Genomic DNA, 13,907 nt, shown 5'->3' with positions numbered 1-13,907 from the left:
GATCTCCGCCGCCGCGCGGGCCGCCTTGTCGCGATCGCGGCCGTGCACGACGACCGTGGCGCCGGCGTCTGCGAGCCCCTGGGCGAGGGTGCGGCCGATGCCCTGACTCGATCCCGTGACCAGGGCGGTACGGCCGGTCAGGTCGAACCGGTGCAGTCCCGCCGGGTGCCCGCCGTCTGCCGCGCTCACCATTCCACCGTCCGGATCGTCACCGTCGTCGACGCCACACCGGCACCCGACTCCTCACGGGATACTTTCACGGCGTCGTCGGTGCGCGTGAGGTCGCGCCGCAGGGTCTCGGGGACGAGGTAGGTCGAGGCGGTCGTGATGAGCGCGAGAACCCCCATGTAGATCGCCAGCAGCAGCCAGTTGCCGCCGCTGACGGCGATGAGATAGGCGCCCAGCACGCCGGCCAGACCCCCCGCGAGCACCGCGGAGATCTCGCGGGCCATGGCGACGCCGAGGTAGCGGTGCCGGTTGCCGAACATCTCCGGGAGCATGGCGCACTGAGGGCCGAGCATGACGTTGACCCCGAAGCCGATGCCCACCGCGATGACCGCGATGGCGATCGCGTGATTCTGCAACGTCAGCAGCCACCACGCGGGGAAGGAGAACACCAGGAGGAACAGCGAACCGTAGCGGTAGACGGTGCGCCGCCCCAGGCGATCCGAGAGCGCACCGCTCAGCGGCACTGAGAAGATGCCGATCAGGGACCCCAGAGTCACGCCCCAGGTGAGCAGGCTCTTGTCGGCGTTCTGGCCGGCCACGGTGACGAAGAACGTCAGCGCGAGCGTGTTGAACATGTAAGAGCCGCCGTTCTCCGCCATCCGCAGCCCGATGCCGACGATGACGCCCGGCAGTCCGTGACCGAAGATCTCGCGAATGGGGTGCTCGGTGATCTGCTCGTGCTTTTCGAGCTCGATGAACGTCGGCGTCTCGCGCAGCCGCATCCGGATGAACAGTGCGATGAGGATGAGGAGGAACGAGGCCAGGAACGGCACGCGCCACCCCCACGACAGCAGTTGCTCCTCCGGCAGCAGCGAGATCAGGCTGAACACGACGGCCGCCAACAGCGTGCCCGCCTGAATGCCGATGAATGGCAGTGCGGCGAAGAACCCGCGGCGGCGCACCGGCGCGTACTCGGCCATGAGCACCGTGGCCCCGGCCTGCTCGGCACCGGCGCCGAACCCTTGCAGCAGGCGCATGAGCACGAGGAGGACCGGTGCCCACAGGCCGATCTGCTCGTACGTGGGCAGCAGGCCGATCGCCGTCGACGCGCCGCCCATGAGGAGGATGGTCACGACGAGCACCCATTTGCGGCCGAGCTTGTCGCCCAGTGTGCCGAAGAACAGGCCACCGAAGGGACGGGCGACAAAGCCCACGCCGAAAGTCGCGAAGGCGGCCACGGTGGCCATGGCCGGGTCGTCCTGCGAGAAGAACAGGACGTTGAAGATCAGCGCCGTCGACAGGCCGTACAACGCGAAGTCGAAGTACTCCAGTGCGCTGCCGATGCTCGAGGCGAGCGTCGCACGGCGAAGATTCGCGGCGTACTCGGGGTCATCGGACCCCGGGGTCTCCCCAGCGGTGAGCGTTTCGTTGGTCACGGCCATCTCCTTTGATCGGCGTAGCGGGCTACGTGGGCCACACTATACCAACCCGCTGGCCTTAGTTCAATATCTTGAACAGCGCCGGGTTTTTCAGCCTCTTCGCACGGCCGCGCTGAACGGATTCGTGAGTTCGCGGGCGGCGGCGCGCAGAGCGTCGCCGACCGACGCGATGCGTGCCGCATCGGCTTCAGCGGCGGGCAGTCCGACGCCGATCGCAAGTTGCGGGTCGCCGGGCGCCCACCCTTCCAGCGGCACGGCGACGCCGAACACACCCGCGAACGACTCCTCCGCGTCCAGCGCCCAGCCGCGCTCGCGGGCCTCGGCGAGTCGCGCGAGCAGGCCCGGCAGATCGCGTGTGGAGTGTGCGGTCACCGCCGGGAAGACGACGTTCGCGCCGAGAAGCGCCGTGACCTCGGCATCCGTCGACCTCGACAACAGGGCACGGCCGGTCGCGCTGAGCGCGGCAGGCAACCGCGACCCCAGCGGCGTGCCGATCCGGAGGGAGCGCGAACCCTCGTGGCGCGCGATATAGAGCGCGTCGGTGCCGTCGAGAATGGCGACCTGAACGAGCTCCCGCGCGAGCACGGGCGATGCATCGCAGACCGTGTAGAACTCGCGGACCTGGTTGAACTGCGCCGCGAACGCCCCACCGAGCTCCGCCGTGCGCAACCCGAGTCGGAATCCCCGCGGGCCGCGTTCGATCATCCGGGTGGCCTCGAGGGCGAGGCACAGGTTCGCGGTGGAGGACTTCGCGAGCCCGAGACCCCCCGCCAGCTCCGTGAGAGTCAACGGACCCCCGGCATCGGCGAGCATGCCCAGCAGGCGAATGCTGCGGCTGACCGCCGGGGCGGGGTCGCGCGGCCCGGCGTCCGGTGCCTCGCCGTCACGTGCACCCGGCTCATCGTCGTCATTGCCGGTCATGGCTCTCCTCCTCCGCAGGCCGCCCTGGCCGGCGGACGTCAGTAGAACTCGACCGTATCGACAACCGCGCGCAACGGGCGGCTATCGAGCAACCGCGTCGCGTCATCGGCGAAACGACGCGCGATGCGCTCCTCCTCCCGGCTGCTCAGCGCAGCCGTGTGAGGACTGACGAGGACATTCGGATGCGACCACAGCGGCGATTCCTGTGGCAGCGGCTCGACCTCGAAGACATCCATGGCGGCGAACGCGACGGTACCGTCGTCGAGCGCCGACAGCAGCGCCGTCTCGTCGATCACGGTGCCGCGTCCCACGCTCGCGAGGATGAGCCCCGGCTTCGCGGCCGCGAAGATGCGTTCGTCGATCAGGTGGTGAGTCTGGTCGGTGCCGGGAAGAGTGACCACGACGGCATCCGCCTCGGCGACGGCCGACTCGAGGTCGCTCAGCGGGATCAGCCGGTCGACGCCGTCGACGGGCTCGCCCGAGCGAGTGGTACCCCACACTCGTGCCCCGAGCGCATGGAAGCGACGTGCGCACTCGGCGCCGATCCCACCCAGACCCACCACGAGAACCGTGAGCTCGTCGACCTGACGCATCTCCCAGCGATCCGGCCAAGTCTTCTCGCTCTGATCGCCGATCAGACGCGGCAGGTTCTTCGCACCGGCGAACACCCCGAAGACCGCGAACTCCGCGAGCGGGCCGCCGTGCACTCCGGCGCTCGTGGTGAACACGATGCGATCCAGGGCGGTGCGATCGAGACCCGCCGCCCGCACTTGCGCACCGCCGCCGGCGGCGGTGGTCATGACCCAGCGCAGCCGCGGATTGGCTGCCACTGTGCGAGCGAGTGCCGCGGGATCGACATCGGGAATGCCGAACAGCGCGTCGGCGGAGTCGATCATCCTGTCGAACGCCTCCTGCTGCTGCGCAGTGCGGTGAAACGCGGGATCTCCTGACCAGTCGGCGGGCCCCCGCATGGGAGCGGTGAGCGCGTGATCGCGGATCACCGTGACACGGGGCTCGAGCTGCTCGATCAGTCGGCACAGATCCTCGCGCAACGGTACTGCGGCCACCGCTCGGAGAGTCGTGGGAGGCTCGACGACAGCGCCTGACAAGCTTTCCGACATCGTGCGTCCCTTCGTTGGGTGCTCCCCATCATACCAAGGCCAGCATACTGGACTCTGTTCTTCATACTGAACCTGCGCTACAGTGGCGGCGGAAAGGACGGTGCCGCCGTGAACTCCCCTCTCGAAGACGAGACCTCCCCCATCATCGGCGTCCTGGGACTGGGCGCGATGGGCGGACCGATGACCGAGCGCCTGCTGGCGGCATACGGCCGCCTCGCCGTGCACTCCCGATCGCCGCGCCCACAGCTCGTGGCAGCCGGCGCGACGTGGGCCGCGACACCGCGAGAGCTCGCCGCCGAGAGTACGACCGTACTGTCGATGCTCCCCGATCTGCCGCAGCTGCAGGAGGCACTCGACGGCCCCGACGGCCTGCTCACAGGGCTCACCGAGCGCGACGGCGACCTGCTCCTGCTCATCGGTTCCACCTCGTCCCCCACGGGCGTGCGGGAGCTCGCGAAGCGTCTGGACGAGGCGACCGGCGGCCGTGTCCGGGTCGTGGACTGCCCCGTCTCCGGCGGTGTCGACGGGGCGACCGCGGGGACCCTGTCGATCATGATCGGCGGGACGGATGCCGACGCGGAACGGGCAGCCGGCATCCTCCAGCCATGCGGCACTCCCGTGCACCTCGGTCCCCTGGGCGCGGGCGAGGTCGCCAAAGCGTGCAACCAGCTCGTCGTCGCCTCGACCATCACGGCGCTCGGCGAAGCCACCGAGCTCGCCGCCCGGTCCGGGCTCGACCTCGACGCCCTGTGGACGCTGCTGTCGGGCGGCTACGCGGGCTCGCGTCTGCTCGACAGCCGGAAGGACAAGCTCGTAGCGGGCGACGACTCGCCGTCGGGAGCTGCGGGCTACATGGTCAAAGACCTCGGCTTCGCCGCCGACGTCGCCGCCGCGACCGGCCTTCACCTCGCGCTGCTTCCGGCCCTCCGCGACATCTTCGACGAGATCGTCGCGGCGGGTCTCGGCGAGCGCGACATCGCGGTATCGCGACGCCTGGCCGCGCAGCGGCGCCCGAACCCCGACCCGGCCGTCGGCGCATCCGACTACGCTGGCTGACGAACCCCAAAGAGCTTTCAGGAGCATGCGTGTCTTCGAACCAATCCCTTCCGAATGATGTCCCCGCAACCGCCAACATCGGCGTCGTCGGTCTCGCTGTCATGGGGTCGAACCTGGCCCGCAATCTGGCCTCGCGCGAGGGCAACACGGTCGCCGTGTTCAACCGCAGCCGGTCCAAGACCGACGAGCTGATCGCCGAACACCCCGAGGCGGAGTTCGTCCCGGCGTTCTCGTACGAGGAGTTCGCTGCCAGCCTGCAGCGCCCGCGCACGGCGATCATCATGGTCAAAGCCGGCGGGCCGACCGACGCGGTCATCGACGAGCTCATGAACGCGTTCGAGCCAGGCGACATCATCATCGACGGCGGAAACTCCCTGTTCACCGACACGATCCGCCGCGAGAAGGCGGTGCGCGAACGCGGGTTCAACTTCGTCGGCATGGGGGTTTCGGGTGGCGAGGAGGGCGCGCTCAACGGCCCGTCGCTCATGCCCGGTGGTCCCGACGAAGCGTGGATCACGCTAGGCCCGATCCTCCGCTCGATCGCCGCGGTCGCCGAGGGTGAGCCCTGTGTCACCCACGTCGGGCACGACGGTGCCGGCCACTTCGTCAAGATGGTGCACAACGGCATCGAGTACGCCGACATGCAGCTCATCGCCGAGGCCTACGACCTCATCCGCCGCGCCACCGGCAAGACCCCCGGCGAGATCGCCGACATCTTCGCCGAGTGGAACCGGGGCGAGCTGGAAAGCTACCTCATCGAGATCACCGCCGAGGTGCTGCGTCAGACGGATGCGGAGACCGGCAAGCCGCTGGTGGACGTCATCGTCGACCAGGCCGGCGCCAAGGGCACCGGCGCGTGGACCGTGCAGACCGCCCTCGACCTCGGCGTCCCCGTCTCGGGCATCGCCGAGGCGACTTTCGCCCGGTCGCTGTCGAGCCACCCGGAGCAGCGCGCCGCGGCATCCGACCTTCCTGGGCCATCGTTGTCCGGTGGCGACCTGCTCGCCGGCGCGGATGCCGACGCGTTCGTCGAGCAGGTGCGCCTTGCGCTGTACGCGTCGAAGATCGTCGCGTACTCGCAGGGCTTCGACGAGATCCGCGCGGGCGCCGCGCAGTACGACTGGCAGATCGATCTCGGCGCGGTGTCGCAGATCTGGCGCGGCGGCTGCATCATCCGCGCGCAGTTCCTCAACCGCATCGCAGACGCGTACGCCGCCACCCCCGACCTGCCGGTGCTGCTGACGGCGCCGTACTTCGTCGATGCCCTCACCCGGGCGCAGGACTCCTGGCGGAGCATCGTCGCCCTGGCGGCGGCCTCCGGCATCCCCGCGCCGGCGTTCTCGTCGTCGCTCGCGTACTACGACGGGCTGCGGGCGGACCGGCTGCCAGCGGCGCTCATCCAGGGTCAGCGCGACTTCTTCGGCGCGCACACCTACAAGCGCGTCGACAAGCCCGGCACCTTCCACACGCTGTGGTCGGGCGATCGCACCGAGATCGAGGCCGTCGACACCCACTGACCCGCCGGGAGCTACAGCCAGTCGTTCTTCTTGAAGACGATGTACAGCCCGGCGCTGACGGCGACCATGAGGCCGAGGGCGAACGGATAGCCCCACGTCCAGTCGAGTTCGGGCATGACCGTGAAGTTCATGCCGTAGATCCCCGCGACGAGCGTCGGAGCGAACCCGATCGCCGCCCACGACGATATCTTCTTGACCTGGTCGTTCTGCAGGATGCTGGTGCGCGTCATCTCGCTCATCTGGTCGTTGCGCCGCTGGTCGATGATCGTCGCGTGGATCGTCAGAGCGGCATCGAGCGTGTGGCGAAACGCGCTGACCCGCGCGTCGACATACCGGGCACGGTCCGCGATCTCCCGAAAGCCCGGCATCGACTCCGACGGCGACGGCGATGACGTCCCCGGCTTCGACTCCGACTTCATGCCGGCGATGTGCTGCAGGCGGTCCATCATGTCCGCGACGGGCGCTGTCGCGTGCTGCAGGTCGATGACTTCGCGCTGCAGCGCGAAGATGCGGTGGGACACGCCGGCATCCTCGCCGAACAGCTCTTCCTCGATCTCGTCGATGTCGTGCTCGATGCCGTCCAGCACGTCGCGATACCCGCGCGTCACGTACTCGAACGCACCCCACAGGACCCCCAGCGGTCCGCGCGCAGCCACCTCAGGATGCTCGTCGAGCAAGCCGCGCAGCCGATCGAGATCGACCTGCCCATCGGTGGAGATCGCCACGAAGAAGTCGCGCCCCACGAAGACATCGACCTCGTGGCATTGCACGGTCTCGGCCGCGTCGTCGTACTGTGCCGCCTGCACGACGACGAACAGGTGCTCACCGAAGCGGTCGAGTTTGGAGCGCTGATGCGTGCGCAGCGCGGTTGCGACGCCGAGCGGTTCGAGCCCCAGCGTTTCGGTGAGGACGCGGACCTCCGCCGCATCGGGTCCCTCGAGCGCGACCCACAGCATCCCGCCGTCGCGGCGGGCCTCGGCCAGCGCCTCGGCGACCGGCGCATCGGTGGGGTCGGGGACGCCGCCCCGGTAGACGACACAGTGCGGCGGGGCCATGGATCACACCTTAGGCCCAGCCGCACCGGCGCTCAGCGCGTGACGTCCGTGATGGTCCCCCTGTCCAGCCGCAGCCGGCGGCGCGCACGGCGCGCGACCGCCGAATCGTGGGTCACGACGACGAGCGTGAGCCCCTCGGCGTTCAGGCGCTCCAGCACGCTGAGGATCTCGTCGCGCATGCTCTCGTCGAGGTTGCCGGTCGGCTCATCGGCCAGCAGCACCCGCGGCCGCTTCGCGATGGCGCGCGCGATCGCGACGCGCTGCTGCTGCCCACCGGACAGTTCTCCGGGGCGGTGATCTCCCCGGTCGGACAGGTCCACGTGCGCCAGTGCCTCGGCAACCCGCTCGCGCCGTTCCGCGCCGCTGAGCCGTGCTGGTTCCAGCCCCATCGCGACGTTCTCGGCCGCGGTGAGCGTAGGAATGAGGTTGAAGGCCTGGAACACGAACCCCACATCGCGCGCCCGCACGCGTTCGAGGTCCTTGACGGATGCCGACGCGAGATCGGTCCTGCCGATCCTGACGTTCCCGGAGGTCGGGGTGTCCAACGCACCCAGCAGCTGCAGCAGGGTCGACTTGCCGCCACCGGTCGGGCCCTGAATGGTGACGAAGTCTCCCGTCGCGATCTCGACGTCGACGCCCCTGAGCGCCCGCACGACGCGGCCCTTCTGCCGGTAGGTCTTCGTGACGCCCGCGAGGCGATATGCGGGAACGGCCGGGTCCGCCCCGGCATCCTCCACGGTGTTGTCGATCATGGTCATCTCTGTCTCCTCGTTCGTACTGTCGGTCTCGGTCGTCGGATCGGAGGCCGCCGCGCTCACGCGACCGCTCGCAGGGCTTCTGCGGGGCTGAGCTTCGCCGCACGCCAAGCGCCGAACGCACCGGCGACGAGGCCACCTGCCACCGCGAGCAGGAGCGCGGCGAGGACGATCCACAGCGACAGCGGCGCGTGGAGCACGATGTCGGTCGCCGTCTGCGCGAGCTGCCCACCGAATCCGCTGCCCGGTCTGCCGCCCATAACGCTTGCACCGTCGGGACCACCCTGGCCCCCCAGGCCGCCGTTCATCGCGGCCGTCGGCGCCGACGAGATCGTCGGCGAGACGAGGTTGATGACGAGCACGCTCACGAGGCCCAGCACGACACCCGCCGCTCCGCCGATGAAAGCCTGGACGACAGACTCACCCGCCACTTGCCCAACCACCCGAGAGTTCGACCAGCCGATGGCTTTGAGCGTGCCGAGTTCGCGTGTGCGGCGCGAGATGCCGGAGATCGTGAACAGCACCGCGAGCGCGACGGCGACAGCGAGGACGATGACCGACAGCCATGTGCCGAGGCTCGTGATGAGCGAACCCGCGCTGGACAGCGACCCTGAGACGGTCGCGGCGAGCTCGGACTGCGAGCTGACGGTCGCTTCAGGCACTGCGTCCTGCAGTGCGGTCTGCACCGCCGAGATCCGGTCGCTCGAGGCTGCCTGTACGTACACGGTCGAGATGACATCGCCGGCGCCCGACAGCTCCTGCGCGACATCGAGCGGGATGTAGACGTTCGACGCGGTGTCGGCGCTGGACGAGGCGGATGCCACGATGCCGACGACCTCGAAGCTCGCGCCGCCGATGTCGATCGTGTCGCCGACGGCGAGATCGGCGCTCGACGCGTAGGTGGCATCGAGGACGGCGACGTCGGCGCCGGCATCGTCGGCGCCGAGGGTGCGGCCGTCGCTGACGGTCACGGCGGACATCGGTCCGACCGTCGTCGCACCCGGGTCGATACCGAGCACAGTGAACGTGTCGACTCCGAACGAACCGCCGCCGAAGCCGCCGCCCGCATCCCCGCCGGGACCGCCGCTCTGACCGTCCTGCGGCGCTTGACCGTCGGTCGTGCCGCCGTCGGTCGGCGGCTGGGCGAGCTCGCCCGAGAAGGTCATGTTCGTGAGGCTCAGGGCGCCCGAGGCGCCCGCGACGCCGTCGACGGAGGCGACCGTGTCGAGCGTCGACGCGTCGAGGGTGCCGCGGCGGAAGTCCGTGACGAGGCGCGACTGGCTGAGCGTCGTCGTGCCGTCGTCGCCGGTGGCCCCGGCATCCTGCCCGAAGTCGAACTGAGGACGTTCGCCGCCCTGTCCCGGCTCGGCCTGGGCGCCTGTCACGGTGAGGTCGGTGCCGACGCCGTACACCGACTCGAGCGCCTGCGCCTGCGCATCGCGGATGCCGACCGACAGCGAGTTGACGATGATCACGAGTGCGATCGCGATCGCGAGGCCGATCGCGACGATCGCGGTCTGCTTCTTGCGGCCGGACAGTTCGCGCCGCAGGTAGGTCCAGTACATGAGTCTCCTTCTGCCGCCCCTATCCCGTGCGGGAGGCTGCGGTACGAAGGTAGGAAAGCGGATGATGCGTGCACTCGGGCAGCGTTATGCGATCGCTATGACTGCGCGGCCGCGCTCACCGCGGCATCCCGTCGAATCCATAGCCTTCGCATAGGCACAGCCATAGCAGGCACACAGACTTCTCGCGACAATAGGGGACATGACCGCTCCCGCCACGTCTCCCGCTCTCCACCGCGCCGACGGATCCGCACTGCGCGTTCTCGTCGTCGACGACGAGCAGATGCTCACCGATCTGCTGTCGATGGCGCTGCGCATGGAAGGCTGGGAGGTCCGCACCGCCGGCTCCGGCTTCGACGCGCTCGCCCAGGCGCGCGAGTTCGACCCCGACGCGATGGTGCTCGACATCATGATGCCCGACCTCGACGGCATGTCCGTCCTGCAGCGGCTCCGCCACGCCGGCAACGACGTCCCGGTGCTGTTCCTCACGGCGAAGGACGCCGTCGCAGACCGTGTCGCGGGGCTCACCGCCGGCGGCGACGACTACGTCACGAAGCCCTTCAGTCTCGAGGAGGTCGTCGCAAGGCTCCGGGGACTGATGCGCCGGGCCGGCAGTGCGACCGCGGGTGCGGAGGACCCGATCCTGCGGGTCGGCGATCTGAGCCTCAACGAGGACTCTCACGAGGTCGAGCGCGCCGGTACCGAGATCGAGCTCACGGCGACGGAGTTCGAGTTGCTGCGCTTTCTCATGCGCAATCAGCGGCGCGTCGTATCGAAGGCGCAGATCCTCGATCGCGTCTGGAACTACGACTTCGGCGGCCGCTCCTCGGTCGTCGAGCTCTACATCTCGTACTTGCGCAAGAAGATCGATGTGGGCCGCGAGCCGCTCATTCATACCGTCCGCGGCGTCGGCTACATGATCAAAGCGCCGCAGTGACCGTTGCAGCTCCCCCGCGCCCGGGCGGCGCGCGCCGCTGGAGCCTGCAGACCCGCCTCATCGTCACCGTGGTGTCCTTCGTCGCGCTGATACTGGCGGCCGTGGGATTGGCGACGGCGACGACGCTGCGTGCGATCGTCGAAGAGGGGCTCGACTCCGAGATCAAAGTGGCGGCTTCCCAGATCCGCATCCTTCCGGGTCAGTCCGCCGAGCAGACGCTGAACGTGGGGCGTCAGCAGACCGGCACGCTGTTGATTCTGCGCACCTTCGACGAACCCACCGGGGCGTATGTGGACTCCGACAACAGAGTCATCGCCCTCACCGACGACGAGGTCACCGAGATCATCGACGCGGTCGCCCGCGATGGCTTCACGACCGTGCCGGTCCCCCACCTCGGCGACTACCGTGTTCTTCAGGAGTCGTACCCGAGTGGTGCGTACGCGGTGCTGGGACGTTCGGCGTCGCAGCAGATCGCGACGATCGCGAGGATCCTCACGACGGTCGCGCTCCTGACCGTCGGAGGTCTGCTCGTCCTCTCGGCCATCATCGCTCTGGTGATCAGGCAGTCGCTGAAGCCGCTGCGATCGGTCGCCGACACGGCGACGCGGGTCGCGGCGCAGCGCTTGGACTCAGGAGATGTGACGATCACGGAGCGGGTGCCGGACGCCGAAGCGGACGCGTCGGACGAGATCGGTGCGGTGGGCGCGGCCCTCAACAGCCTGCTCGACCACGTCGACAGCTCGCTCGCGTCCCGGCAACGCAACGAGGAGCGGATGCGCGCGTTCGTCGCCGACGCGAGTCACGAACTGCGCACGCCCCTGGCGGCGATCCGCGGGTACTCCGAGCTGTCGTTGCGCTCGGCGGATGCCGATCAGTCGAGGCAAGGACTGGAGCGGATCCAGGCGGCATCCCTTCGCATGACCACACTCGTCGAGGATCTGCTGCTGCTGGCGCGCCTGGACGAGGGCAAAGAGCTCGTCTACGGCACCGTGGACCTCACGCGCGTCGTGATCGACGCCATCGCAGATGCGCAGGCCGCCGGCCCCGAGCACGCGTGGGAACTGGATGCCGGGGAGGATCCCGTCGTCGTCGCGGGCGACGCGGTGCGGTTGCATCAGGTGATCGCGAATCTGCTGACGAACGCACGAGTGCACACCCCGGCAGGCACGCGGGTCAGCGTGAGTGTCGCCGTCTCCGACGGCGAAGCGGTCGTGCGGGTCGCCGACGACGGTCCGGGGATCGACCCCGCCGTCGCAGACGAGCTGTTCGAGCGGTTCGCGCGCGCGGACACCTCACGGACCCGCCAGACCGGCGGCACGGGGCTCGGCCTGTCGATCGCGAAGGCGATCGTGACGGCCCACCACGGGACCATCACGGTCGAGAGCCGTCCCGGCGCGACGGTCTTCGAGGTGCGCCTGCCGGCGCGGCCTGCCGCCCCCGCGGCCCCGGCATCCTGATCCTGGGACCCTCGTTCAACAGTCGCTTGAGCACAGTCCAGCGCGCAAACACCGTGTCCAAGCGCCTGCGGAACATGCGGGCGCCGCCCACTCGTGGAGCGAGGGAGCCGCAGCGGCCGAGTCGGAACATAGTTCGCGGCTCCGGCGGCGTGCGGCGTGCGGCGTTCCGACTCGACCCCGACGGGACTCGCGGGGCGCACGTGCATGGTCGCCGCTAGTAGCCCGAGAACGCGTCGGTCGTGATCGAGCGGGCCCGCTCCAGGGCGGGGGCGAGGTCCGCGATCAGCGCCGGCGGGCCCGAGATGTAGGCGTGGCGGGCACCGATGTCGGGGACGACCTGGACGAGGCCATCGGCATCGAGGCGCACGCCATTCGCCCAGCGCCAGTGCGGCGGCAGGGTCGCAGGCTCATTGCGTGTGAAGACGATGACGAGGATGCCGGCGCGCTCGAGGTCGTCGCGGAACGCGAGCTCGTCGGCATCCGAGGCGACGTACACGAAGACGACGTCGCGGTGCTCCCCCGACAGCCGAAGGTGTCGCAACTGCGATACGAACGGCGTGACGCCGATGCCCGCCGCCACCATCAGGACCGGCGCGGAGAGGCGCGCGGGCAGCACGAAATCGCCCCAGACGCCGGTAACGGAGAGGCTCTGGCCGGGTTCGACGAGGGCGAGCGCCTTCTTGTAGCTCGACTGCGAACCCTCGCGCAACGCGATGCGCACCTCGGGCAGCTCCTCCGGCGCAGACACGATCGAGAACTCGCGTCGGGTCCCCCGCGCGTCGGGATGCGGGTGCGGCACCTCCAGTTCGAGGTACTGTCCGGCGACGAAACCGAACCGCCGCTCCGCTCGGAAGGCCAGCTCGCGGACTGTCGGTGTCAGCACGGTCCGCCCCAGATACGTCAGCCGCACCGCGGTCCGCACGGCGAACGCGAACGCCAGCAGGTTGCCGACCAGCAGCGCCCGCTCCTGCCCGAGACTGACCTCACCGATATCGATGGGCCATCCCGCCAGCAAGCCGACGAGGCCGGCGACCGTGAACTGCTGCCAGCGCCGTGGCGGCAGCGTCAGCGGCTCGGACAGCATGAAGGCCCCGAGGAACAGGAACGGCGACGACCACAGGATCTGCCAGAACACCATGCCGGAATCGAGGTCCAGTCCCGCCTGCTGGTACTGGATCGAGGTTCGCACGAACGCGACCGCGACCGCGATCACGAGGAACAGCGTGATCACGCGCACTTTCTCGGTGCGCACGAGCACCACCAGTCCCAGAAGGATGACCGGCGCCGCCAGGCTCGGCGCCCCGACCCACCAGGCGGATGAGCCGAGCACCGGCAGCCACACGCTCAGCACCGTCAGGAATGCCGCTCCGACCGCGGCGGGGTTGAAGATGTGCCTCCCCTGCCAGGCGAGCAGGTACTTGGATGCCGATGCGACGACTCCCGCGATGAGCAGGCCCACGAGGCCCCACGGATCGAGCGTGGGACGCAGCACGAACAGCAGGATGAGGACGGTGATGAGCGAGGACTCCCAGCGCCAGTCACGGCGCAGGAGGCGATGCGCCGCGGCATCCGTTCCCGCGCACGCGACCCCCAGCACGGCCCACGCGGCGAGGAGCTCCAGAGGATCCGGCCCGACGAGGCCGAAGAAGGACAGGGCAAACGCGACCGCGGCGAGCGCGCCGAGCGCGAGGACGCCGAGCCGGTACATCGATACGCGGCCGACGACGGCGAACAGGCGATTCCAGGCGGCGGTGAGGTTCGACATCACAGGAACAACTCTGCCGTACAGCCCGGCGACCACTCCACGCGGCCGGTGGTGGCCATGCGCACCCAGGCTACGCCGCGCCCGTGCGCGAAGCGCGGCCCACCGTCGAAGAACAGCGCCGTCGCCGCCGCGTCGGCGGTCATCGCGTCGGGAG

General features: G+C 69.4%; 12 protein-coding genes and 1 pseudogene. 4 read left to right on the top strand and 9 right to left on the bottom strand.

Annotation, left to right across the window (positions count from 1 at the left end; genetic code table 11):
* From WBP48_RS08730 to WBP48_RS08715, 4 genes are all read right to left on the bottom strand, one after another.
* Positions 1-189, bottom strand: a 189-nt coding sequence (locus WBP48_RS08730; protein ID WP_424439073.1) for an SDR family NAD(P)-dependent oxidoreductase, incomplete at its 3' end; no start/stop codon positions are given.
* Positions 186-1,604 (bottom strand): MFS transporter, encoded by a 1,419-nt coding sequence (locus WBP48_RS08725; RefSeq protein ID WP_424439071.1) that lies wholly within the window; start codon positions 1,602-1,604, stop codon positions 186-188. The genes WBP48_RS08730 and WBP48_RS08725, both read right to left, overlap by 4 nt.
* A gap of 93 nt (positions 1,605-1,697) precedes the next feature.
* Positions 1,698-2,528, bottom strand: coding sequence for an IclR family transcriptional regulator (locus WBP48_RS08720; RefSeq protein ID WP_424439069.1), 831 nt, complete (start codon positions 2,526-2,528; stop codon positions 1,698-1,700).
* Positions 2,529-2,566: 38 nt separating this feature from the next.
* Positions 2,567-3,649: a D-2-hydroxyacid dehydrogenase gene (locus WBP48_RS08715; protein ID WP_424439067.1), complete on the bottom strand. Its 1,083-nt coding sequence runs from the start codon at positions 3,647-3,649 to the stop codon at positions 2,567-2,569.
* A 108-nt stretch (positions 3,650-3,757) separates the two neighbouring features.
* Between WBP48_RS08715 and WBP48_RS08710 the strand changes: the two genes are divergently transcribed.
* Positions 3,758-4,705, top strand: coding sequence for an NAD(P)-dependent oxidoreductase (locus tag WBP48_RS08710; protein ID WP_424439064.1), 948 nt, complete (start codon positions 3,758-3,760; stop codon positions 4,703-4,705).
* Positions 4,706-4,734: 29 nt separating this feature from the next.
* On the top strand, positions 4,735-6,222 hold the full coding sequence (gene gndA / locus WBP48_RS08705) for an NADP-dependent phosphogluconate dehydrogenase (RefSeq protein WP_424439061.1): 1,488 nt from the start codon (positions 4,735-4,737) through the stop codon (positions 6,220-6,222).
* Between the two features lie 11 nt (positions 6,223-6,233).
* Here gndA and WBP48_RS08700 read toward each other — a convergent pair whose 3' ends face one another.
* Genes WBP48_RS08700 through WBP48_RS08690 form a run of 3 tightly spaced genes read right to left on the bottom strand, consistent with a single transcriptional unit; the run spans position 6,234 to position 9,597 of the window.
* Positions 6,234-7,277, bottom strand: coding sequence for a magnesium and cobalt transport protein CorA (locus WBP48_RS08700; RefSeq protein WP_424439058.1), 1,044 nt, complete (start codon positions 7,275-7,277; stop codon positions 6,234-6,236).
* A gap of 32 nt (positions 7,278-7,309) precedes the next feature.
* Positions 7,310-8,035, bottom strand: coding sequence for an ABC transporter ATP-binding protein (locus tag WBP48_RS08695; protein WP_424439055.1), 726 nt, complete (start codon positions 8,033-8,035; stop codon positions 7,310-7,312).
* 56 nt (positions 8,036-8,091) lie between these two features.
* Positions 8,092-9,597 (bottom strand): ABC transporter permease, encoded by a 1,506-nt coding sequence (locus tag WBP48_RS08690; protein WP_424439052.1) that lies wholly within the window; start codon positions 9,595-9,597, stop codon positions 8,092-8,094.
* A 199-nt stretch (positions 9,598-9,796) separates the two neighbouring features.
* Here WBP48_RS08690 and WBP48_RS08685 point away from each other — a divergent pair, with 199 nt between their 5' ends.
* Together WBP48_RS08685 and WBP48_RS08680 are read left to right on the top strand one after the other, a co-directional pair.
* The gene (locus WBP48_RS08685) at positions 9,797-10,531 is read left to right on the top strand and encodes a response regulator transcription factor (RefSeq protein ID WP_424439049.1); all 735 of its coding nucleotides are present in this window, start codon (positions 9,797-9,799) and stop codon (positions 10,529-10,531) included.
* Entirely contained in the window at positions 10,528-11,988 is a 1,461-nt protein-coding gene (locus WBP48_RS08680) for a sensor histidine kinase (RefSeq protein ID WP_424439046.1), read from the top strand. The genes WBP48_RS08685 and WBP48_RS08680 overlap by 4 nt, the downstream gene beginning before the upstream one ends.
* Positions 11,989-12,202: 214 nt before the next feature.
* On the opposite strand, the gene WBP48_RS08675 is transcribed toward WBP48_RS08680, so the two are convergent.
* Positions 12,203-13,753, bottom strand: coding sequence for a flavodoxin reductase (locus WBP48_RS08675; protein WP_424439043.1), 1,551 nt, complete (start codon positions 13,751-13,753; stop codon positions 12,203-12,205).
* Positions 13,753-13,907 (bottom strand): annotated as a pseudogene (locus tag WBP48_RS08670) (FAD:protein FMN transferase); the annotation flags it as partial. The gene WBP48_RS08675 and the pseudogene WBP48_RS08670, both read right to left, overlap by 1 nt.

The sequence above is a fragment of the Microbacterium sp. genome (genome assembly GCF_049661145.1).
In the GTDB taxonomy this organism is placed as follows: Bacteria; Actinomycetota; Actinomycetes; order Actinomycetales; family Microbacteriaceae; genus Microbacterium.
The sequence above is the reverse complement of the archived record's forward strand: the minus strand, read 5'-3'. Positions and strand labels throughout refer to the sequence as shown.